This window comes from Nocardia sp. NPDC127579 (assembly GCF_042672005.1).
Classification (GTDB): Bacteria; Actinomycetota; Actinomycetes; order Mycobacteriales; family Mycobacteriaceae; genus Nocardia.
On record NZ_JBHXVZ010000002.1, the window covers coordinates 203,892 to 224,379 of the forward strand.

A 20,488-nucleotide genomic window follows, 5' to 3' on the forward strand; every position below is an offset into this window, starting at 1 on the left:
GCGGTCATGAGCTTCATCCGGTGCTGTGCCGCTGTCTCGATCGCGCTTGTCGCGCCGCTGCCCGTTCATGCGGCGGTGCAGGCCGCGCCCGCGCCTGTCGACCGGGTTCAGCTGCCGGCGGGGCTGTGGGAAGTGCCGACGGCCGCGCCGGAGAGCTTCGATCTGATCATCGCCTACGCCTTCGGGAATCGGATCCCGGCGGGTGTCGATCCCGCGCGGACCGTCGGTAGCGCCTGGGCCGGTGAACGAGGCGCTGGCGCAGGCGGTCGTGCGGACGCGCGGTGGCCATGACATCCCGGTGTACGCGCAGACCGAGATCGCCGAGGTGCTGATCACGAAGTATGGGTTGGCGGACGTCGTCTCGATCGACCCGCGCCGCAACCCGGATGGAACGCTGGAATATCTGTCCACCCTCGGCGTTGCCGAGCAAGTGGCGGCGCTGCGTGGCCCGGGCGTCGGCAACCGAGCGGGTGTCGTAGCGTTCGAAGACCACCTGTGGCGCGCCACCTACAGCACCACCGTGCGCGGGTTCGACGCCTACGCACCCGCCGGGATCCCCATGCCGCGCGAATACGACCCGCAATCCGGTCAACCATGGACCACCGGCCCCGAGAAGTACCTGCCCGTCGATTACCTCGGCCGCGCACAACTGTTGCAGTCCACCGGTTTCCCGGAATTCCGCTGACCCGTCGTCGCACGGGACGCAAAGCCGCGCCCGCTCGACGGCGCGTGGCGGCCGGTCGGGCAGGCTTGATCGAGTCCGACCGGAATCGCGTGCGTCCGCTGACCTCTCGGTTCAGTGCCGGCTGAGTTCTCGGTCGTTGTCGCGCAGGGACCAGTCGGCGTTGACGCTGCTGCGGGGCTGGTCGGCGGTGCGGCGGCCGCGCACCTCGTCGGTGGTCGGCCAGTGCATGGCCGGGTCCCGCGGTTCGCGGTCCAGGCGCTCGTCGCGGGTGCTGCGCTCGTCGATCTCGGCGAATCCGACCAGGATGACCAGCATCATCAGCACCAGCGTGACGGTGACGATGAGCGGGGTGAGCAGCTGGGTGGGCTCCACGCCGCTGTCCGGTGAGACCGCCGCGTGGTGGGTGCTGTGCGGCGCGTGCATGGAATACATTCCGGTGTAGTGCATTCCGCACACCGCCAAGCCCATGATGGTGGACGCGCCGACGGTGGCGAACAGACCGCGCACATGCAGCATGAACCACAGTGCGGCGGTCGCCGCGACCACGGCGATCACGATGGACAGGGCCACCGTGCCGAGCGAATACTGCATGTCCATACCGGTTTTCATGGCGAACATGCCCAGGTAGTGCATGGCCGCCACGCCGAGACCGGTGACCGCGCCGCCGATCGGCAGCGATACCAGCTCTCGCCCGCCGCGCACCACGATGGACAGCCCGATCCACACCACCACGACCGCGATGGCCGCGCTGAGCAGCGTCATCGGGATGTCGTAGCGAATGGTGGCGCCCGGGATGGAGAAGCCGAGCATGGCCGTGAAGTGCATGACCCAGATACCCGCGCCGCCCAGCGACACGGCGGCCGCGATCAGCCAGCCGGCCGGCCATTCGGCCAGCCGGGCGTGTGAGGTGCAGCGCAGGCCGAGCAGCGATCCGAGCAGCGAGATGCAGAAGGCCACGATGGGAGTGATCCACCCGTAGCTGAAGTGATCGAATTCCATTGGTGCTCCGTAGGTTCAGCCGAGCAGATGCGCCGGTGTCGCGGTCGCGCAGACCTTGTGGACGAAGTTGCGCCGCAGCTGGTGATACGGCGATCCGGGGGCGAAGTTCTCGCGCATCCGCTCGAGTTCCTCCGCGCGGTAGGCCGCGAGCGGCTTCACCGCCTCGTCGGCGGCCAGTCGCCGCTTCTTCTCCACCAGCCGCGTGGCCAGCTCCGGCGAATCGGCCAGGGCCGCCGCCTCGGTGCGCACCCAGGCCCAGAAGGACGCCGGGCTGCCGGGGATGACCTGGTCCACCAGGCCGAGGGCGCGGGCGGCCCGTGCGCCGACCGGGAGTGGATTCTGGGTCAGGCGTTCGGCCGTCGCCGCGCCCACCCGGCGTGGCAGCGTGTAGGTCCAGTACTCCGAACCGTAGAGGCCCATCAGTTTGTAATGCGGGTTCACCACGGCCGATTCGCGGCACCACACCTCGTCGGCGGCGAGCGCGAGCATGATCCCGCCGGCCGCGGCATTGCCCGGCAGCGCCGAGATGACCAGCTTGTCGGTGGTGGTGAGGATGGCCTCGACCAGGTCGTCCATCGCGTTGATATTGCGCCAGGACTCCTCACCCGGATCCGCCGCGCCCTCGATCACATTGAGGTGGATGCCATTGGAGAAGAAGTCGCGGCGCGGCCCGAGGACGAGCACGCCGATCGGCCGGGTGCGGGCCTGCTCGTAGGCGTAGAGCAGGCGGCGGCACTGGCCGGTGCTCATGGCCCCGCCCGCGAACTCGAATTCCAGGTAGCCGACCGAATCCTGTTCGCGGTAGCGGATTTCCGACCAGGTGTCGCGGGCAGCGGCCTCGGCGGGGGACACCGGCACCTCGGGCACCGCGGGCAGCAGGCTGCCGAGTACGTCGGTGGCGGACTGCTTGAACGTGGGCGGGCCGCCCTGCTCGCGACGAGCCCGCAGCTGCGGCAGCCAGACCGCGCCGTCCACGGTGGCCCGGCAGATGGCGCCGTCGCGGGTCGCGATGATGCTGCCGGGCTTGCCGCGCAGCTGGTCTTCGTTGTGGCCGCCGTGTACGAAGAACTCGCGGCCGTACATGTCGTCCAGTACGCCGGGCTGGGAGTCGGCGGCGCGCAGCTTGCGCAGCACGGTAGTGGTGTCGTCGGTGGCCCAGTTGATCCGCCGGTAGGGCTGGGAGTGGTACGGGCGTAGTTCGCCGCGCACGTCGGATCGGCTGTAGTCCAAGGGTTCCGGGCGGTATCGGCCGCTTTCGAAGCGCTCGACCGCCAGCAGGACCGCAGCCAGCGCGGCGTCGGCGACCTCGTTGCGATACAGCCCGCTCTTGCCCACCGCCGCGACCGGGAACGGTACCGAGGCCCAGATCGGCCCGGCGTCCATCTCGGCGACCGCCTGCAGCACGGTCACGCCCCAGTCCCGCGCGCCGGTGCTGATCGCCCAGTCCAGCGAGGACGGCCCACGGTCGCCTTTCGGCCCGGGGTGCACGATCAGCACGGTGTGCTGGGTCCAGATGTCGTCGGGGATGGCCTTGGTCAGCATCGGCGCGAGGATCAGGTCCGGGCGGAACCGCGCCACACCCGCGCGCAGCTGATCGTCGCCTAACGCCAGCTCGACCCCGATATGGTGCCCGCGGTCGCGTAATTCGGCGTGGACGCGCTGGGTGAGGCTGTTGAACGCGCTGGCGACCAGCAGGATGCGCAAGGTGTACTCCATCAGGCGGATGTCGTGCGACGAGGTGATGGCGTCCCGGATGTCCGGTTCGGCATCAGGAGAAGTTAACCGTAACCAAGACGTTATGCACCTCGGTCCAATCCCCAGTGCGAGGAGCATGTTTAGCGGGCGGGTCATTGAAACCGCTGGTCGATAAGGGTTTTCGAGTGCTGTGACGCACAGTGATAGCGACTGGCTAATGTGTCTTTTAGAACAAGTTGATTAGAGTTCGGCCCGATTGGGTACCTGTAGTGCCCCGAAAACGGCGATATCGCGGTTGCCCATCGATGGCCCGCGCCGGTCCGGTTACCCGTGAGTACACGGGCTTGCTGACAGTACGCCAGGGCTCGTTCGAGCACCTCTAGCGAACCGGGTACAGGCCGACCTCGGAATCGCTACTGTCCGAATATCTTCCGGGGCAGACGGATGAGGGTCGGCCCTGGTTCTGCTCGATGTCAGGAGAACGCAGTGAGATTCACAAGAGCTGGCGCGTTGATCGGGGCGGTGCTACTGGCCACAAGCCTGGGCCTGTCCGCATGCGGTACCGACGACGGCGCGGACGCCGATATCGTCACGACCAACGGTGGCGAACCGCAGAACCCGCTGGTGCCGGGAAATACCAACGAGAACATGGGCGGCCGGGTGGTCGACCGGTTGTTCGCGGGGCTGAAGTACTACGACGCCGATGGTCAGCCGCACAACGAGATGGCCGAGAAGATCGAGACCACCGATCGCAAGAACTACAAGATCACGATCAAGCCGGACTGGAAGTTCACCGACGGCACCGTGGTCAAGGCCAAGAACTTCGTCGACGCCTGGAACTACACCGCACTCGGGACCAACGCCCAGTTGCAGAGCTATGTCTTCACCCCGATCCTGGGGTTCGACGAGGTCTCGGCCGATCCGCCGAAGGCGCAGACCATGGCGGGGCTGAAGGTCGTCGACGACCGCACCTTCACCGTCGAATTGCAGTTCCCCTCCATCGATTTCGAGATCGGCCTGGGCTACTCGCCGTTCTATCCGCTGCCCGACGCGGCGTTCAAGGATATGAAGGCCTTCGGCGAGGCCCCGATCGGCAACGGCCCGTACAAGTTCAAGACCTGGGAACACAACGTCAAGATCGATCTGGAGCCCAATCCGGACTATCCCGGCGGGCGCCCGGCCAAGAACAAGGGCCTGCGGTTCGTGCACTACCAGACCTTCGAAACCGCCTACGCCGACCTGCAAGCCGGGAACCTCGACACTCTCGACACCGTCCCGAACAGCGCGCTGGCAACCTACAAGTCCGACCTCGGTGATCGCGCGATCACCAAGCCGACCGCGCAGAACCAGCACATCGGCGTGCAGTCCAATGTGGCGCACTTCTCCGGCGAGGAAGGCGTGCTGCGCCGCAAGGCGCTGTCGATGGCGATCAACCGGGAACAGATCTGCGACAAGATCTTCCACGGCAGCCGCATCCCGGCCAAGGATTTCACCGCGAGCACCCTGCCCGGGTTCAACGGCAACCTGCCCGGCTCGGAAGTCCTGAAGTACAACCCGGAGGAGGCCAAGAAGCTGTGGGCCCAGGCCGAGGCCATCGCACCCTGGTCGGGCAGCTACGAGATCGCCTACAACTCCGACGGCGGCCATCAGGAATGGATCGAAGCGGTCGCCAACAGCATCAAGAACACGCTCGGCATCGAGGCGGTCGGCGTACCGTACCCGACCTTCAAGGACATTCGCGGCCTCATCACCGGGCGCACCATCGGCAAGGCGTTCCGTTACGGCTGGCAGGGTGACTACCCGACGATGATGCAGTTCCTGAGCGCCAACTACTACAGCTACTCCGGCACCAACAACGTCGACTACAAGAACCCGGAGCTGGACAAGCTGTTCGACGCCGCACTGGCGGCGGCCACCCTGGAGGAGTCCTACAAGATCATCGCGCAGGCCCAGACCCTGATGCTGCGCGACATGGTCGACATCCCGATCCTGGACTACGTGGCCAACGCCGGACGCTCGGACAAGGTCAAGAAGGCCGAACTGGCCTGGAACGGGTTGTTCGACTTCGAGAACATCGAGAAGTAGCTCGCCCGGCGCCCTCAGGTCACCTTGATCGTCGGCCCCAATCCGGGATTGTCGGTGACCTGGGGGTCCGCGTAGGGCTGCTTGCCCAGACGCTGGGCGGCCTGGGCGGCGAGGAGATCGGCGACCTCGTCCTTGAGATCGCCGTCGTCGCCGAGATCGATATCCACCCAATCGGTTTCGATACCGCGCTCGACGTAGGCGTGGACCTCGCCGCCACTGATCACCCCCGCGATATTGCGGAACGCGGTGGAATTCGGGTCGTTCCAATACTTTCCGTGGCCATCGGTGCCGAAAACGGGTTCCTGCTTGCCGTCGCCGTTGTAGTCGGCGTAATAGCCGGTGTCCAGGCGGGTGACGCCGGGCATCTCGTCGGGGTCGGTGCCGTCCGGGTTCTGGCCGTGCGGGTTGCGCTCCGGCAGGCCGGGAATATCCAGCCAGGAGGGCAGTCCGGAGTCGCGCGGTGCGGACTGCGCGGCCCCGATCAGGTCGCCCGGTGCGGTCATGGAGTAGCGCTGCACATTCGGGTTGGGGTTGTTCCAGCCCTTGTCCTGCACGCCGGTGCCCGCCGAGGACGCGTGCAGGATGCGGTCGGCCCGCAGGCCATGCTGCTCCGCGGTGGCGACGACGGAACCGCCGTAGGAGTGGCCGACATAGGTGACCGGTGTGCCCGGCGCCCGCTGCGCGACCTCGCGGTCCACCTCCTTGCCGAATTCCACCAGCTTGGGCGCCATCTCGGCGGCGTAGGCCGGGTTCATCGCACCCGACGGGCCCAGATCCTGCGGGAAATCGCCCTCCATGTACAGGAAGATAGGGCCCTTGGTCTGGTCGGCCAGGTTCCACGCGGCCGCCTGATTGGTCCCGGCGCCGTCCAGGCTGGTGCTGGTGCCCGGCACATAGACACCGACACCGGTTGTGCCGGTGCCGAATTCACCGAACACCTCGATCATGTGACCGCTGCCCTCGTCGGCCCGGAACATGATGAACCTGCGATCGACCTTCGCGTCGTCGGCCGCGTCGAGACCGGCGCTGCGCACCAGCTCGGTCTCCGGAGTCCGGTCCGACTCCGAATGCTTTTGCACCCGATCGGTTTTGGACGGATCGTCGATCGGTTCCAGCAGCCCCTCCAGCCGCTCGACCCGGTTCTGATCCGGGTTCGGCTTGTGCTTCTCCTGCTGGATGGCATTGCGAATATTGATCTCGTTGGCCGCGATTCGCACCGGGAACGGAATACCGTTGAGATTTCCCATCAGATCCGGATTCGCGATCACCAGCGCGCGCACATCATCCGCGCCGAGCTGGGCCACGGCGGCCGCGCGTTCTTCGGCGGTCATACCCGCCAACTGGGTGACGACATCGTCCGGATCGCGCGGGACGCCCTGGAACACGATGTCGCGCAGGCCATCTCGAATCGCGGTCAAATCGGACCGGATAGCCGCCAGCTGCTCGCCGTAGGTGGTGTCGATACGTTCGATCTCATCCATGCCGGCGAGGATATTCAATTGGTGGACACCGGCTTCGGAGTTCGCGCCATCCGGATGGGTGACATATCCCGCGTCGTCGACCGCGCAGCCCGCGGCCTGCGCGGCGGCTCGCTGAGCCAGCACATACTTTCGGGCCGCCTCGAATTCGCGGTGCGCGTCCTGTGCCTCGTCGGCGAAGCGCACCAGCAGCGCGCGCACCTCGTGTCCGTGATCGATCTCCTCGTTGGTGCGCCGCCACGCCGCGTCCCGGGTCCGCCCGCGCCAGTCCTGTGCGGCGTCCATCGCGCGGGACGAATCGGTGAGCGAGTCGTAGATCGCCACCGCGTTGTCATCGGCCACCTGTGCGGCCGCGCGCAGGCCGGCGAGATCCCAGGCCGCAAGCTGCGAGATCGTCGGCCGCATCAGCGCGCGGTCAACTTCTCGAATGCCGCGGCGGTATCGGCATCGCGCTCGGCGAGATTGCCCGCGAAGCGGTCCACCAGATCGGCCATGGCATCGAACCGGTTCGCGATCGACGCCGCCGCCTGCTGCGCCGGATCCGCGCTGTCGCGCACCGCCGCCAGCACCGCGCTGCCGTCACCGGTCGCCGCCGACAACGCCGACCAGCTCAGCCCGGACAGATCCGCGGCCTCGCGCCGCCATGTCGCGGAGATGTTCGTCAACTGCTCGGGTCGCACCCCGAACTGAGCCTCGTCGCCCACATCGCTCCCTGCATCGTCCCCAACTGCGCTTACTCAGGATTCGACGCAGCCGAGCGGCGATCGGTTCCGTATTCCGCCGACGAAACCCGCGGAAGAGGGTTTACCGGCGGCGGTCGAGCAGCGCGCCGACCAGCCAGGCCACCAGCCCCGCGACCAGGAACGACAGCAGCGACGCGCTCATCCACGCCTGCTTGGTGAAGTCCAGCGCCTCCTGCGTCCGGACCCAGAACCGGGTCCACGCACCCGCGTCACCGGGGTTGATCAGCTGATACACCGACAGGCCGACCAGCCACGCGAACACCATGCCCCAGCGCGACGGCGCATCCGCGTCGGTGTTCCACGAACCCTTGGCACGCAGGAAGAAATCGGCGACCAGCACGCCCAGCAGTGGCACGAACACCGAGCCGATCAGGCCCAGGAACCCGAAGTAGTCGTCCATTCGCAGCCACAGCGCCAGCGCTGTGATCAGCGCGCCGAGACCGATCGACAGCACCCGCCGATCGATCCGCGGCCACAGATTCTGGATCGAGACCGCCGTGGAGTAGACATTGGCGAAGGACTGGTCCGCCTCCCGGAACACCAGGATGAAGAAGAAGAACCCGCCCAGCGTGACGTGCAGGAACGGCCCGTAGACGCCGCTGTCGCCGGTGGCCAGCGCCAACGCGAGCAGCCCGAGGATGTAGGCGACGATCTGGGTCAGCGCGTAGGAGCCGCTGGCCGCGCCGAATGCCGCGCGGCTGCTCTTGGAATGCCGGGTGTAGTCCGCGGCCACCGGCATCCAGGAGATCGACACCGCCAGCGCCGCGTCGGTGGCGATCCAGAAGAGATTCCAGTCGACGCCGAACGGGCCGGAGCCCTTCGGGCCGGGATTGCTGGTCAGATCGGGGATGCCCGCCCGGAAGAACTGGATGTAGAACCAGGCCAGCGCGATCACGACGCCGACGGTGACGAACCGGCGCAGCATGCGCACCGATCCCAGCGGCCAGATCGTCAGAGCCGTGGTGATCAGGCCCGCGGCGACCACGTACAGCCAGCGTGGCCCGCCGCCGAACAATTCCTCCGCGGCGCTGCCGATGACGATGAGTTCGAAGGTGCCCCAGCCGATCAGCTGCGCGATGTTCAGCACGGTCGGCAGGTAGCTGAGCTTCGCGCCGAACAGTCCGCGCAACAGGACCATCGCGGGTTTGCCGGTGCGCGCGCCCGGCACGGCGGCCAGGCCGAGCATCAGCCCGCCGACCAGGGTGCCGATGATCATGGCCAGGATGCCGGCCGCGATGGACAGCTGTAGCGCGCCCTCGGTGTTCGGGGCCAGCACAGTGTACGCGCCGGAGAAGGCGAACAGGCTGACCCCGAGGTTGGCCCAGAACGCGCTCTGATCCCAGAACGAGAGCACCTTGGGTGCGGGCTGATCAAGGGTGAGCGGCGCCTCGTGCGCCTTGGACGGAGCAGACATTCGTCGAGCACTTTCCCTACGTCGGCATTACCCGAACAGGTTCGCGCGGTCGGCGGAGCGTAGGGCCCGCCCTCTCAGCCCGGCCGTGCCCGAGCTCCCGCAGTGGGTGGTTCGGGCGAATAGTACACGCGTCCGGCCGAATCGTGGGATGTCTCGTTGTCCCAGCTCACCGCCGTGCACGGTGGTTGTGCGGTCCACCGAAGCGGTCCGCGTGCCGGCGCCGCCGAGCTGGTGGTTCCTACCGGAAATCGGGATGCCGTGCGCTCGCGCGCCTGCGATCATTGTCGGATGGGGAGTGTCCTGATGACCGGGGATCTACACGGCAACACCACGCACGCCGTCGACCTGCTGCGGGTCGCGCAGCGGCAGGAGTGCGCGAAGATGTTCGTCCTCGGGGATTTCGGTGCCTGGGAGCACACCGCCGACGGGCGGCGCTACTTCGACGTCGTCGACCGGGTGGCCCGCAAGCACCGGGTCCGCGTGTACTTCCTGGACGGCAACCACGACAAGTCCTCGCTGCTGCGCGAACGTTACGGCACCGACCTGGATGACGAAGGTTTCCTGGTGTGCCGCAACCACATTCGGTACGCGCCGCGCGGCCACCGCTGGGTCTGGGAAGGCACCCGGTTCGCCGCGTTCGGCGGGGCGTACTCGGTGGACAAGGCGTGGCGGCTGGCCGCCGAAGCGCTGCGCGCGCGAAAAGCAGAGCGGCGCAGTCAGTTCGGCTCGCGGCGGGAGCGGCAGACCGAGGGCACGCTGTGGTTCCCGGAGGAACAGATGACCGACGCGGAATGCGACGAGCTGCTCGCCGCGGATTCCAGCTCGGTGGATGTGCTGCTCACCCACGACAAACCGCGCGCCGCCGCACCGGAGTGGAACCGCAAGGACCTGCCCGAATGCCTGCCGAACCAGGATCGGATCCAGCGAATCACCGATACCCTGCGGCCCCGGCTCCTGCTGCACGGGCACCTGCATTTCCGCTACACCGACCAGGTCGGCGCGACCCGCGTGGAAGGGCTGGGCGCCGACCCGGAAGCCTCGCATCCCCAGGACTACGCGAGCACCGACTCCTGGCTGGTGCTGCCGCTGCCGTACCTCCCCGAGGTCGGCGCGGACCGCGAAATCGCCTGAGGCCCTCGGTTATCCGGCCAGGCAAGCGTCGCGGGCGGTGTTCTTGCTCGCGTTGAACTTGTCCACCGAGGCATTGAGTGTGTCGACGCCGACCCGGCGATCCACATTGTCGGCGACCGTATTGGCGTCGTCGCGGTAGACCCGCAGCGGATCGGCGATCCGCGACGGCAGTTCCGAGACCAGCTTCCCGGTCAGTTCGGTGGCGCCGCCGCGCAGTGTGTTCACCGCCTCGGTGGCCTTGGTGTCGGCATCGGGCGCGCCGGATTCGTCCGCGTCGATATAGGCGTTGAACGCCGTGATCGACTTGGAGGTCACCTCCGCGAAGGTCTCGCAGGCGGATTCGATCGACGACTCCACCGCGGCCGCCCGCGACGACGACGCCGCGATCGAGGACGAGATCGAGGACGCGGTCACCGACGAGGTGTAAGCGGCCAGTTCGGTCTGATTGGCCTCCGCTGTACCACTGACCTGCTTGGAGCAGGCCCCGAGGAAGATGATGCCGGTGGCGGTAGCGGCAGCCGCGGCGATCAGCCCAGCCCGCTCTAGTCGTCGCATCGTGGTACGCCTCTCTGTATTCCTCGGAAGTCCGATCGCGCTGCGCGGTGCGAATCCGGACGTTTCGACGTTACTGGTTCCAGGCTGATCCTGTCGCCTGGGGCAGTAACCGCTGCGGCGATCGGCGGCGCAGCAGGCGAACTCGCTTCCGCGCGGACCGGCCGGCCACATAATTCGGTTGTGGGCCGTTGGCGGGATCCCTACGGTAGCCACCATGTCTTGCCACGCCGCTCCGTACTTCATTCGTCTGCGCAGTGCCTGGGCTCTGGCCCGCTAGCCGACGCGGAGAGAATTACTTCGGCGTCCGCGAGCGCGCCCAGGGCCCTTCGAGATCCAATCGATTCGAAGACCCGAAGGGCAGGCGCTATGGCGCAAGATTTTGCATATCGGAATTACTCGCATACCCAGGGCAAGGTGAAGAACGGCGGCGGTGGCCGCACGTACCGGGATCAAGGCAGGCGAACGCCGTCTCCGAATCATCTGGTGAGCCCGGCGGCCGTGGAAGCATTGTTGGCGGTCGCTGATCCGGCCGGATCTGTGCTCGAGCCGGGGGCGGGAGAGGGCGTGCTCACGTGGGCGCTGGCTCGATGCGGGGCGCAGGTCACCGCGTATGAACCGGACCCGCTGCTGGCCGCGAAACTAGCGGCCCGCGCCCGTGGAGACAGCGGAATACGGGTGGTGCGAGCCGATCTCACCAAGACCAAGCCGGCGCGTGGTCCGTTCGCGGTGGTCGGGAACGTTCCGGCGGCGGCGCGGATCGTCGACTGGTGCCTGGCCGCACCCGAACTCACCTCCGCGACCCTGCTGGTTCCCGAGGCGGACGCGCGGCAGCGCACCGGGGCTGACGGACGCTGGGATCTGGTGACCGTGCTGAGCTGGCCGTGGTTCGATTGGCAGTCGCACGGATCGGTGGACCGGCACAGTTTCCGGCCGGCGGCCTCGGCTGACGCCGCCATTCTGAGCATCCGCCGCCGACGCGAATCGCTGGTACGGCAACGGGATTCCTACACCGATCTGGTGCGTTCGAGCTTCTCCGGCGACGTCCATCCGGACCAGTGGGTGCGGTTGCACGAGCGGCTGATCGAATAGCCCGGGTGGACCGCCGCCCCGCCGGACCGGGGCGGCGTGCCATCAGGCCATTTGCGATTCCGCATGGCCTGACTCGTGGGTCCGCGACTTTCAGGGCCGCGGACCCGTGTCGTCTTCGGATCAGCCGGGCAGTCCGGCCAGCATCCCATTCATGGTGTCGATCTCGGCTTTCTGCGCCGCGATCACCGCGCGGGCCAGGGCCAGCGAGTCGGGGTTGACGCCGCCCGCGATCTCGGTGTCGGACATGGTGATCGCGCCCTGGTGGTGCTGGATCATCATTTCCATCCACATGCGGTCGAAGGCGGTACCGGAGGCGGCGCGCAGGGCGTCCATCTGCTCGGTGGACATCATGCCGGGCATGGAGCCGCCGTGGCCGGAATGGTCGCCGGTGGTGCTGGGCACCGGCTTGCCGAAACTCTGCAGCAGGCTGCTGATCTGCTGCATTTCGGGGGACTGGGCCTGTTCGACGCTGGTCGCGAGGGCGAGCAGCTGCGGGTTCTGGCTGCGGCCGGGGACCAGCTTCGCCATCTCCACGGCCTGCGCGTGATGCGGGTACATCCCTTGCAGGAACGCGATATCGGCGTCGTTGAAATCGGTGCGCGCGCCCGGCGCGGATGTGGCGGGCGCCGCGGACGACGAGCTGTGCTGCATGCCGGGCATGGAGTTCGAATCGTCGTTGTCGCTGCATCCCGCGGCGATCAGGCCGAGGGCGGCGACGGCGAGGATGATTCGGGTACGGCGAATAGACATGGGTGTACTCCTGGAGTGTCGGAAAGGGATGAGAGCAGGGCGAAAACGCCCATCAGATCCGCAGAATCGACAATTCGGCCAGGGATAGGACGGTCCACGGCGGCGGGCGTTCCCGCTCGGCGCGCCAGTGCCGGGATGGTGGCCGCAGTCCGCTGCTCGGGCCGGCGGGGACGTAGTAGAGCAGGACGAGCAGCAGGGTCAGGCCGAACGCCGTCAGGATGAAAACGCAGCCGTGCAGACCGGCGTGTCCGAGATCGCAGTCGGCGCCGCCGCAACCGGGGGTCGCGTCCGGCTGGACGGGGGCGGTGTCCATGGTGTGATCCGGCGTCGCGTGGTGCGTCGAATGGCTCGCCGCGGCGTGGGCCGGGCTCATCGAGAACACTCCGGCGTGCATTGCCACGATGCCCGCGAGCAGGGCCAGCACCGCCAGCATCCGGGTGACCCCGGACGCTCGGAACAGTGGATGCTGGTCGACCACGGCGCCGAGTGTAGCCATCGGCTCCGGCGGCTCGCAAATACCCCCGTGCCGTATTCATCCTAGGGCGTCGCGATGTCGATCACCAGGCGCGGGGGATTGCTCAGGGCGCTCACGGTGAAGGCCGGCCGGTCGGCGTTCACCCCGATGAACGACTGGGTGATGCCCTCGTAGACGGCCGTGCGGTACACCCCGGCGATGCCGGGCGCGTTCGGGTCGGCCGCCGGATCGGGTCCGGCGTACGGCTCGACGCCGCTGTCGAACGGATACGCCGATCCGGTGATTCGTACCTCCAGCACCGATTGCCCGGCCACGTCGATGGGCGAGCCGCTGCCGTCCTGGACGGCACGATCGGTGTACTGCACGCTCCAGCCGGGCATGCCGGTGCCGCCGAGGTCGTAGACGACGCGGTCGAAGCCGGGTTGGCGGCCGATTCGCAGGCCGGTCACGGTGACGCCCGCATCGGGGGCGGGCGCCTGCTGCTTGGGCAGCGCATCCTGGGGGATCTGTGCGGGCGCGTCGGTGAACGTGCCGGTGGTAGCGGGCGTGGGTGCGCCGTCGGTGCCGCGATCGCCGCAGCCCGTCAGCAGGGCCGCGCAGACCACGACCAGCAACGCCATCGTGTTACGCATGGGGCAGATGTTACTCAGCTGACCGGTCTGGTCGGGGACCAGCAATCCTCGTGTCGCGCAGGTCCTTTCGTCCGCCCGGCCTGATGTCGTATTGCACTGTGCCACATGGAATTACGGGTCTCGCGGATTTCCGGGAAAATTACATGGGGTCGATTGGCCGGGGTGAATGAGACATTCGGGCAACGATCTAGCACACTTGACGTGTGGGAGAAGTCGAGGATGTCCTAAGCCGACTGCGGCGGTATCCGGATGTGGAGGCGCTGAACCTCTATGCCGTCGATGCCGCGGATCGGCTGATTCTCGATGTCGCCGATGAGCAGCTGGCCACCGCTGGTAGCGGAAAGGTTGCTGTCATCGGTGACAGCTACGGCGCACTGACCCTCGGTGCCATCGCCGCGCATGACCTGCGCGAGGTGCGCGTGCACCAGGATCTGTACACCGGCGAACAAGCCCTCGCCAACAACGCCAGAACGCTCGGATTCACCGATCGCCTTGTCGCGCACGGTCTCACCGAGAAGTTGCTGGCCGACGCCCGAGTCGTCCTGCTTCGTCTGCCGCGGGCACTGGCGGGGCTCGCCGAGGTGGCCGACGCCATCGCGCGCTACGCCGATCCCGACGTGGTCGTGATCGCGGGCGGGCGCGACAAATACCTGACCAAGTCGATGAACGACGTGCTGGGCGAATACTTCTCGGAGGTACGAGCCAGCCGCGGCCGGCAGAAGTCCCGCACGCTGCTGGTGTCCGGCCCGAAACCCGTGGGCCCGCCGCCGTTCCCGGTACGCGAGCGCATCGAAGAGCTCGCCCTGGATGTGGTCGCGCACGGCGCCGCCTTCTCCGGCGCGCGCCTGGACATCGGAACCCGCTTCCTACTAGAGCACGTTCGGCTGATGAAACCGGACGCCCGCGACGCCATCGACCTCGGCTGCGGCACCGGGCTCATCGCCGTCACACTGGCCAAGGCCCGCCCGGGGATCCGCGTGGTGGGCACCGATCAGTCCGCGGCCGCGGTGGCCTCGGCGCGGGCCACGGTGGCGGCCAACGAGGTCGGCGACCGCGTCACGGTGGTGCGCGACGACGCCATGTCCACGGCCGCCGACAACAGCGCCGATCTGGTGCTGTGCAATCCGCCGTTCCATATCGGCGCCGCGGTGCACACCGGCTCGGCGATCAAGATGTTCGTCGAGACCGGGCGGGTGCTGCGTCCCGGAGGCGAGCTGTGGACGGTCTACAACTCGCATCTGAACTATCGCGGCGTCGTCGAGAAGATGGTGGGCCGCACCGAGGTGGTCGCCCGCAACCGCAAGTTCACGGTGACTCGATCGGTCCGTGGCCTGCACGACGCCCGGCAGCGGTAGAGTTCAGTCCGATATGTCCAAATCGGGCAAGCCCCTCGGGGAACTTGCCCGGGGACATACACGTTGAATCAGGCAGTTGGCCGATGAGCACCCGCTCGGAGCCCAGCAGCAGCAACGACCGAAAGAAGGGACGCTTTGCGTACCACGTCAAACCCGGTTTTCAAACGGCTTCCCGTGCAGCAGGGCGGTGGCGGCTACGCCAACTTCGGCCAGGGCATGGCCGGCACCCAGTACCCGCCGAACCAGTACGGTCAGCCGGGTCAGTACGGGCAGCCCGGTCAGTACCAGCCGTACCAGCCGCCCGCGCAGACCACCCGCTCGATCACCATCGACGACATCGTCACCAAGACGGCGATGACCCTCGGCGTGCTCTCGGTGACGGCGCTGGTCTCCTACATCCTGTCGGCCAGCAGCACCAACAACGCCCTGGCCTTCCCGTTGATGCTGGTCGGCCTGATCGGCGGCCTGGTGCTGTCGCTGGTCGCGATCTTCGGCAACAAGACCGACAACCCGGCGATCGTGCTGCCCTACGCGGCGTTCGAGGGCCTGTTCCTCGGCGCGATCTCGTTCGTGTTCGCCGAGATCGTCAGCGTCGGCGGCACCGGCATGATCGCCCAGGCAGTGCTGGGCACCTTCGGTGTCTTCGCGGGCATGCTGGTCGTCTACAAGACCGGCGCCATCCGCGTCACCCCGCGGTTCACCCGCATGATCATCGGCGCCACCATCGGCGTCGTGGTGCTCATGCTGGGCAACCTGGTCGCCAGCTTCTTCACCGACGGCGGTTTCGGCCTGCGTGACGGCGGTACGGTCGCCATCATCTTCAGCCTGGTCTGCATCGCCATCGCCGCGTTCAGCTTCCTGCTGGACTTCGACGCCGCCGACGAGCTGATCCGCGCCCAGGCGCCGGAGAAGGCCGCCTGGAGCGTCGCGTTCGGCCTGACTGTCACCCTGGTCTGGCTGTACCTGGAGATCCTGCGGCTGCTGAGCTACTTCAACAACGACTAGCAGTCACCAGCGAAAGGGGCGGTCACCGTACGGTGACCGCCCCTTTCGGCTATTCCGGGGATCAGGCGAGGCGCTCGATGACCAGGGCCATGCCCTGGCCGCCGCCGACGCACATGGTCTCCACACCGAACTGCTTGTCGTAGGTCTGGAGGTTGTTGATCAGGGTGGTGGTGATGCGGGCGCCGGTCATACCGAACGGGTGGCCGAGCGCGATCGCGCCGCCGGACACGTTCAGCTTGTCCTCGTCGATCTTCAGCTCGCGGGCCGAGCCGAGCACCTGCACCGCGAAGGCCTCGTTGATCTCGAACAGGTCGATGTCGTCGACGCCCTTGCCGGCCAGCGCCAGCGCGCGCTTGACGGCCTCGACCGGGCCCAGGCCCATGATCTCGGGGGACAGGCCGGAGACGCCGGTGGACACGATCCGCGCCAGCGGGGTCAGGCCAAGCTCCTTGGCCTTGGTGTCGCTCATGATGACCAGCGCGGCCGCGCCGTCGTTGAGCGGGCAGCAGTTACCGGCCGTGATGGTGCCGTCGGGGCGGAAGACCGGCTTGAGCTGGCTGACCTTCTCGTAGGTGACACCGGCGCGCGGGCCGTCGTCGGTGGACACCACGGTGCCGTCGGGCAGGGTGACCGGGGTGATCTCCCGCTCGAAGAAGCCGTTCTTGATGGCCTCCTCCGCGCGGTTCTGCGAGCGCACGCCCCAGCGGTCCTGGTCCTCGCGGGTGATGCCGGTCAGGCTGGCGACGTTCTCGGCGGTCTGGCCCATGGCGATGTAGGCGTCGGGCAGCAGGCCGTCCTGACGCGGGTCGTGCCAGGACACGCCGCCCTCCGCGGACTTGGCGGTACGCGCCTCGGCCTCGGCGAACAGCGGGTTCTTGGTGTTGGGCCAGCTGTCGGCGGAGCCGTTCTTGTAGCGCGAGACGGTCTCGACGCCGGCGGAGATGAACACGTCGCCTTCGCCCGCCTTGATCGCGTGGAACGCCATCCGGGTGGACTGGAGCGAGGAGGCGCAGTAGCGGTGCACCGTGGTGCCGGGCAGGGTGTCGTAGCCGAGCATGACCGCGACGTTGCGGGCGATGTTGAAGCCCTGCTCACCGCCCGGCGAGCCGCAGCCGAGGATCAGGTCGTCGATCTGGGTGGGGTCGAGCGCGGGCACCTTCTCCAGCGCGGCGCGCACGATCTGCACGGTGAGGTCGTCGGGACGCATATCGACCAGCGAGCCCTTGGCGGCGCGGCCGATGGGCGAGCGGGCGGTCGAAACGATAACTGCCTCAGGCATGAGGGCTCCTTCGGTACTGCGGCGTGGCGAGCTCAGTTTTGTACTGGCGCATCTATGTGTACCGAACTCCGACTTGTCCGGCTCAGGCAGGTACGTCGAAGCTCGCGCGTGCGGGAATACTCGCGGCGTTGGTGGTGACGACGACCTCGACCCGTCCCGGCCCGGTGTCCTGGAACAGCGAGTACAGAATGCTGCCGTAGATGCCGACGACGATCGGGTTGGCGTAGGTTCCGGTGGCCCCGGTGGTCAGATTGCGCCAGGCGACGGTGGTGTACACCTCGCACAGCGGCGCGAGCGGGTACGCGCCGGGCCCGATGCCCGCGACCGGGTCGGCGCGCATGTTGAGCACGGCCCGGCCCGGCCACTGCGGGCTGGTGTCGGCCCAGGTGCGGATGTTGGTCCAGCAGAGTCCGCCGTGCGCCATCGAGGGCACCTGCGGAAACTGTGTGGTGGCGGCATCGGCGGCCGCCGGGGTCAGGGCGAGCGCCGCGATCGCGAGCAGGGCGGCACCAGCGGGGTTGAGCCGCCGCCCACCCGTCGCCCGACCGCCACCCCTCATCGAATCGCCTTGCGATGCTGTCATTCCGGGAATACTAAGCGCCCCACACCCACTTTTGCCCTGGCTGCGGGCCGCCTCGCCGGTACCGGTCGCGTGCGGCGGCGATCGCGCTTCTGCAACGATGGGTGCATGCGCATCGCGAACCATGTCGTGGACCTCATCGGCAATACGCCCCTGGTTCGGTTGAACTCTGTGGTGGAACGAGAAGCCGGCCTGCTGGCCGCCAAGATCGAATACCTGAACCCGGGCGGCAGTTCCAAAGACCGCATCGCGGTGAAGATGATCGACGCCGCCGAGGCGGCCGGACTGCTGAAGCCGGGCGGCACCATCGTCGAGCCGACCTCCGGTAATACCGGCGTCGGCCTGGCGCTGGTGGCCCAGCAGCGCGGCTACAAGTGCGTGTTCGTCTGCCCCGACAAGGTGTCCGAGGACAAGCGCAATGTGCTGCGCGCCTACGGCGCGGAGGTCGTGGTCTGCCCGACCGCGGTCGCCCCGGAGGATCCGGACAGCTACTACAACGTCTCCGACCGGCTGGTGCGTGAGATCGAGGGTGCCTGGAAGCCGGACCAGTACTCCAACCCCGGCGGCCCGGACAGCCACTACGAGACCACCGGCCCGGAGATCTGGCGCGATACCGAAGGCAAGGTCACCCACTTCGTCGCGGGTGTCGGTACCGGCGGCACCATCACCGGCACCGGCCGCTACCTCAAGGAGGTCTCCGGCGGCAAGGTGCAGATCATCGGCGCCGACCCCGAGGGGTCGGTCTACTCCGGCGGCACCGGTCGCCCGTATCTGGTGGAGGGCGTCGGCGAGGATTTCTGGCCCTCGGCCTACGACCCGGCCGTTCCGGACGAGATCATCGCGGTCTCCGACGCGGATTCCTTCGACATGACCCGCCGCCTGGCTCGCGAGGAGGGGCTGCTGGTCGGCGGTTCCTGCGGTATGGCGGTGGTCGCGGCGATCGAGGTGGCGCGGCGCGATCCGAACAATGTGGTGGTCGTGCTGCTGCCGGACGGCGGCCGCGGCTATCTGTCCAAGATCTTCAACGACCAGTGGATGAGCTCCTACGGTTTCCTGCGCACCCGGCTCGACGGCAGTGTGGCCGAGCCGCTGGTCGGTGACGTGCTGCGCGGCAAGTCCGGTGCGCTGCCGGATCTGGTGCACACCCATCCCTCGGAGACCTTGCGCGACGCCATCGAGATCCTGCGCGAGTACGGCGTCTCGCAGATGCCGGTGGTCGGTGCCGAGCCGCCGGTGATGGCCGGTGAGGTCGCGGGCAGTGTGACCGAACGCGATCTGCTCTCCGCGGTCTTCGAAGGCCGTGCGCACCTGACGGATTCGGTGGCCATGCACATGAGCCCGTCGTTCCCGCTGATCGGTTCCGGCGAGCCGATCTCGGCGGCGACCAAGGCGCTGTCGGATACCGACGCGCTGATGGTGGTGGAGGACGGCAAGCCGGTCGGCGTGATTACCCGGCACGATCTGCTCGGGTTCTTGAGCACCGGGAGCATAGGGCACTGAACCCCTGATTGCACGCGGCGATTCGGTCGCTGATCCATCGCGACCGAATAACCATTCCCTCGCACACTGCAAATTCTCAGCAAACGACTGATTCGCCCCTTCGTAGCGGGGTACAAACGCTGAGAAGGTCGCCTCGGCAACCGTCCGGGCGTCATCGAACAGCAGTGAAGGGAAGCGCTCATGCAAACCTCCAATTCAGCTATCGAATTCGGGCAGGGTTTGACCGACGCGTGGAGTGCGATTGCCACCTTCGTGCCCAAGTTCGTCGGTTTCCTTGCGATCCTGCTCATCGGCTGGATCGTGGCCAAGGCGGTCGCTTCGATCGTGCGCCGGATCCTGGACCGGGTCGGCTTCGAGAAGCTGGTCGACCGCGGTGGGCTCGGAAACATGCTGAAGCGCAGCAACTTCACCGGGTCGCAGCTGCTGGCGAAGCTGGCCTACTACGCGGTCCTGCTGATCACGCTGCAGCTCGGCTTCGGTGTGTTCGGTCCGAACCCGGTCAGCACCATGCTCAACGGCATCGTCAGCTGGTTGCCCCGGCTGGCCGTCGCGATCGTCATCGTGGTCGTCGCCGCGGCCATCGCGCGGGTGGTGCACGAACTGGTCACCGCGGCCCTGGGCAGCCTGTCCTACGGCCCGGCCGTGGCCCGGCTGGCGTCGGTGTTCATCTGGGCGCTCGGCATCATCGCCGCGCTGAACCAGATCGGTGTGGCCACCGCGGTCACCGCGCCGGTGCTGTGGGCCGTGCTGGCCACCGTGGCGGGCATCATGATCGTGGGTGTCGGCGGCGGCCTGATCCGCCCGATGCAGTCGCGCTGGGACGGCTGGTTGAACCGGGTGGAGAGCGAGATGCCGACGCTGCGCGGCCAGGCCCAGGCCTACCAGCGTGGTCGTGAGGACATCGCCCGCGAACAGGCCCGCCACGAACAGTCGGCGAGCACCGTCCGCTACACCAGCGCGTCCGGCGGCGACACCCGCGGGATGAGCTGACCCCCGAACGCGAAACGTCCGCCGTGAGCCAGGCTCGCGGCGGACGTT

Annotated in this window: 20 protein-coding genes and 1 riboswitch; of the genes, 9 read left to right on the forward strand and 11 right to left on the reverse strand. The window is 67.6% G+C overall.

Annotated elements, in window-relative coordinates:
- Positions 1-6 precede the first annotated feature (6 nt).
- A complete protein-coding gene (locus ACFVMC_RS08510) occupies positions 7-291 on the forward strand; it encodes a hypothetical protein (protein ID WP_379208209.1) in 285 nt (94 codons plus the stop codon).
- A complete protein-coding gene (locus ACFVMC_RS08515; RefSeq protein ID WP_379208211.1) occupies positions 242-685 on the forward strand; it encodes a hypothetical protein in 444 nt (147 codons plus the stop codon). The genes ACFVMC_RS08510 and ACFVMC_RS08515 overlap by 50 nt, the downstream gene beginning before the upstream one ends.
- Positions 686-796: 111 nt before the next feature.
- Here ACFVMC_RS08515 and ACFVMC_RS08520 read toward each other — a convergent pair whose 3' ends face one another.
- Both ACFVMC_RS08520 and ACFVMC_RS08525 read right to left on the reverse strand, forming a co-directional pair.
- On the reverse strand, positions 797-1,684 hold the full coding sequence (locus ACFVMC_RS08520; RefSeq protein WP_379208212.1) for an MHYT domain-containing protein: 888 nt from the start codon (positions 1,682-1,684) through the stop codon (positions 797-799).
- A gap of 15 nt (positions 1,685-1,699) precedes the next feature.
- Complete coding sequence (locus tag ACFVMC_RS08525) at positions 1,700-3,400, reverse strand: hydrogenase maturation protein (protein ID WP_379208213.1); 1,701 nt, start codon at positions 3,398-3,400, stop codon at positions 1,700-1,702.
- Positions 3,401-3,865: 465 nt separating this feature from the next.
- Between ACFVMC_RS08525 and ACFVMC_RS08530 the strand changes: the two genes are divergently transcribed.
- Positions 3,866-5,464 carry an ABC transporter substrate-binding protein gene (locus tag ACFVMC_RS08530; protein ID WP_379208215.1) on the forward strand — a complete coding sequence of 533 codons (1,599 nt, stop codon included), beginning with the start codon at positions 3,866-3,868 and terminating at the stop codon, positions 5,462-5,464.
- 14 nt (positions 5,465-5,478) lie between these two features.
- Here the strand turns inward: ACFVMC_RS08530 and ACFVMC_RS08535 are convergent, their stop codons facing one another.
- From ACFVMC_RS08535 to ACFVMC_RS08545, 3 genes are all read right to left on the reverse strand, one after another.
- Positions 5,479-7,347: an alpha/beta hydrolase gene (locus ACFVMC_RS08535; RefSeq protein ID WP_379208217.1), complete on the reverse strand. Its 1,869-nt coding sequence runs from the start codon at positions 7,345-7,347 to the stop codon at positions 5,479-5,481.
- A complete protein-coding gene (locus ACFVMC_RS08540; RefSeq protein WP_379208218.1) occupies positions 7,347-7,646 on the reverse strand; it encodes a hypothetical protein in 300 nt (99 codons plus the stop codon). The genes ACFVMC_RS08535 and ACFVMC_RS08540 overlap by 1 nt, the downstream gene beginning before the upstream one ends.
- Positions 7,647-7,746: 100 nt before the next feature.
- Positions 7,747-9,099 (reverse strand): purine-cytosine permease family protein, encoded by a 1,353-nt coding sequence (locus tag ACFVMC_RS08545; RefSeq protein ID WP_379208220.1) that lies wholly within the window; start codon positions 9,097-9,099, stop codon positions 7,747-7,749.
- Positions 9,095-9,210: riboswitch (TPP riboswitch) on the reverse strand. (Overlaps the previous gene by 5 nt.)
- A gap of 192 nt (positions 9,211-9,402) precedes the next feature.
- Here ACFVMC_RS08545 and ACFVMC_RS08550 point away from each other — a divergent pair.
- Positions 9,403-10,230, forward strand: coding sequence for a metallophosphoesterase (locus ACFVMC_RS08550; protein WP_379208222.1), 828 nt, complete (start codon positions 9,403-9,405; stop codon positions 10,228-10,230).
- Between the two features lie 9 nt (positions 10,231-10,239).
- Here the strand turns inward: ACFVMC_RS08550 and ACFVMC_RS08555 are convergent, their stop codons facing one another.
- Positions 10,240-10,785: a hypothetical protein gene (locus tag ACFVMC_RS08555; protein WP_379208224.1), complete on the reverse strand. Its 546-nt coding sequence runs from the start codon at positions 10,783-10,785 to the stop codon at positions 10,240-10,242.
- A gap of 498 nt (positions 10,786-11,283) precedes the next feature.
- On the opposite strand from ACFVMC_RS08555, the gene ACFVMC_RS08560 reads away from it, so the two are divergent.
- Positions 11,284-11,874, forward strand: coding sequence for an rRNA adenine N-6-methyltransferase family protein (locus ACFVMC_RS08560; RefSeq protein ID WP_379208226.1), 591 nt, complete (start codon positions 11,284-11,286; stop codon positions 11,872-11,874).
- A gap of 120 nt (positions 11,875-11,994) precedes the next feature.
- Here ACFVMC_RS08560 and ACFVMC_RS08565 read toward each other — a convergent pair whose 3' ends face one another.
- Genes ACFVMC_RS08565 through ACFVMC_RS08575 form a run of 3 tightly spaced genes read right to left on the reverse strand, consistent with a single transcriptional unit; the run spans position 11,995 to position 13,731 of the window.
- Positions 11,995-12,624 carry a DUF305 domain-containing protein gene (locus ACFVMC_RS08565; protein ID WP_379208228.1) on the reverse strand — a complete coding sequence of 210 codons (630 nt, stop codon included), beginning with the start codon at positions 12,622-12,624 and terminating at the stop codon, positions 11,995-11,997.
- 52 nt (positions 12,625-12,676) lie between these two features.
- Positions 12,677-13,120 carry a DUF6153 family protein gene (locus ACFVMC_RS08570; protein ID WP_379208230.1) on the reverse strand — a complete coding sequence of 148 codons (444 nt, stop codon included), beginning with the start codon at positions 13,118-13,120 and terminating at the stop codon, positions 12,677-12,679.
- Positions 13,121-13,161: 41 nt separating this feature from the next.
- Positions 13,162-13,731 carry a hypothetical protein gene (locus tag ACFVMC_RS08575; RefSeq protein WP_379208231.1) on the reverse strand — a complete coding sequence of 190 codons (570 nt, stop codon included), beginning with the start codon at positions 13,729-13,731 and terminating at the stop codon, positions 13,162-13,164.
- 203 nt (positions 13,732-13,934) lie between these two features.
- Here ACFVMC_RS08575 and ACFVMC_RS08580 point away from each other — a divergent pair, with 203 nt between their 5' ends.
- Both ACFVMC_RS08580 and ACFVMC_RS08585 read left to right on the forward strand, forming a co-directional pair.
- Complete coding sequence (locus ACFVMC_RS08580) at positions 13,935-15,086, forward strand: class I SAM-dependent methyltransferase (RefSeq protein WP_379208233.1); 1,152 nt, start codon at positions 13,935-13,937, stop codon at positions 15,084-15,086.
- Positions 15,087-15,221: 135 nt separating this feature from the next.
- Positions 15,222-16,091, forward strand: coding sequence for a Bax inhibitor-1/YccA family protein (locus ACFVMC_RS08585; RefSeq protein WP_379208235.1), 870 nt, complete (start codon positions 15,222-15,224; stop codon positions 16,089-16,091).
- Between the two features lie 61 nt (positions 16,092-16,152).
- On the opposite strand, the gene ACFVMC_RS08590 is transcribed toward ACFVMC_RS08585, so the two are convergent.
- Both ACFVMC_RS08590 and ACFVMC_RS08595 read right to left on the reverse strand, forming a co-directional pair.
- Positions 16,153-17,370: an acetyl-CoA C-acetyltransferase gene (locus tag ACFVMC_RS08590; RefSeq protein WP_379208237.1), complete on the reverse strand. Its 1,218-nt coding sequence runs from the start codon at positions 17,368-17,370 to the stop codon at positions 16,153-16,155.
- An 82-nt stretch (positions 17,371-17,452) separates the two neighbouring features.
- Positions 17,453-17,953, reverse strand: coding sequence for a hypothetical protein (locus ACFVMC_RS08595; protein WP_379208238.1), 501 nt, complete (start codon positions 17,951-17,953; stop codon positions 17,453-17,455).
- 105 nt (positions 17,954-18,058) lie between these two features.
- Between ACFVMC_RS08595 and ACFVMC_RS08600 the strand changes: the two genes are divergently transcribed.
- Positions 18,059-19,450: a cystathionine beta-synthase gene (locus tag ACFVMC_RS08600; protein WP_379208240.1), complete on the forward strand. Its 1,392-nt coding sequence runs from the start codon at positions 18,059-18,061 to the stop codon at positions 19,448-19,450.
- 180 nt (positions 19,451-19,630) lie between these two features.
- The gene (locus ACFVMC_RS08605) at positions 19,631-20,440 is read left to right on the forward strand and encodes a hypothetical protein (protein ID WP_379208242.1); all 810 of its coding nucleotides are present in this window, start codon (positions 19,631-19,633) and stop codon (positions 20,438-20,440) included.
- The last annotated feature ends 48 nt before the right edge of the window (positions 20,441-20,488 follow it).

Coding starts and splice junctions, on each gene's coding strand:
- ACFVMC_RS08510 (WP_379208209.1), top strand. CDS start 7: ATGAGCTTCATCCGGTGCTGTGCCGCTGTCTCGATCGCGCTTGTCGCG.
- ACFVMC_RS08520 (WP_379208212.1), bottom strand. CDS start 1,684: ATGGAATTCGATCACTTCAGCTACGGGTGGATCACTCCCATCGTGGCC.
- ACFVMC_RS08525 (WP_379208213.1), bottom strand. CDS start 3,400: ATGGAGTACACCTTGCGCATCCTGCTGGTCGCCAGCGCGTTCAACAGC.
- ACFVMC_RS08535 (WP_379208217.1), bottom strand. CDS start 7,347: ATGCGGCCGACGATCTCGCAGCTTGCGGCCTGGGATCTCGCCGGCCTG.
- ACFVMC_RS08545 (WP_379208220.1), bottom strand. CDS start 9,099: ATGTCTGCTCCGTCCAAGGCGCACGAGGCGCCGCTCACCCTTGATCAG.
- ACFVMC_RS08550 (WP_379208222.1), top strand. CDS start 9,403: ATGACCGGGGATCTACACGGCAACACCACGCACGCCGTCGACCTGCTG.
- ACFVMC_RS08555 (WP_379208224.1), bottom strand. CDS start 10,785: ATGCGACGACTAGAGCGGGCTGGGCTGATCGCCGCGGCTGCCGCTACC.
- ACFVMC_RS08565 (WP_379208228.1), bottom strand. CDS start 12,624: ATGTCTATTCGCCGTACCCGAATCATCCTCGCCGTCGCCGCCCTCGGC.
- ACFVMC_RS08570 (WP_379208230.1), bottom strand. CDS start 13,120: ATGGCTACACTCGGCGCCGTGGTCGACCAGCATCCACTGTTCCGAGCG.
- ACFVMC_RS08575 (WP_379208231.1), bottom strand. CDS start 13,731: ATGCGTAACACGATGGCGTTGCTGGTCGTGGTCTGCGCGGCCCTGCTG.
- ACFVMC_RS08590 (WP_379208237.1), bottom strand. CDS start 17,370: ATGCCTGAGGCAGTTATCGTTTCGACCGCCCGCTCGCCCATCGGCCGC.
- ACFVMC_RS08595 (WP_379208238.1), bottom strand. CDS start 17,953: ATGACAGCATCGCAAGGCGATTCGATGAGGGGTGGCGGTCGGGCGACG.
- ACFVMC_RS08600 (WP_379208240.1), top strand. CDS start 18,059: ATGCGCATCGCGAACCATGTCGTGGACCTCATCGGCAATACGCCCCTG.
- ACFVMC_RS08605 (WP_379208242.1), top strand. CDS start 19,631: ATGCAAACCTCCAATTCAGCTATCGAATTCGGGCAGGGTTTGACCGAC.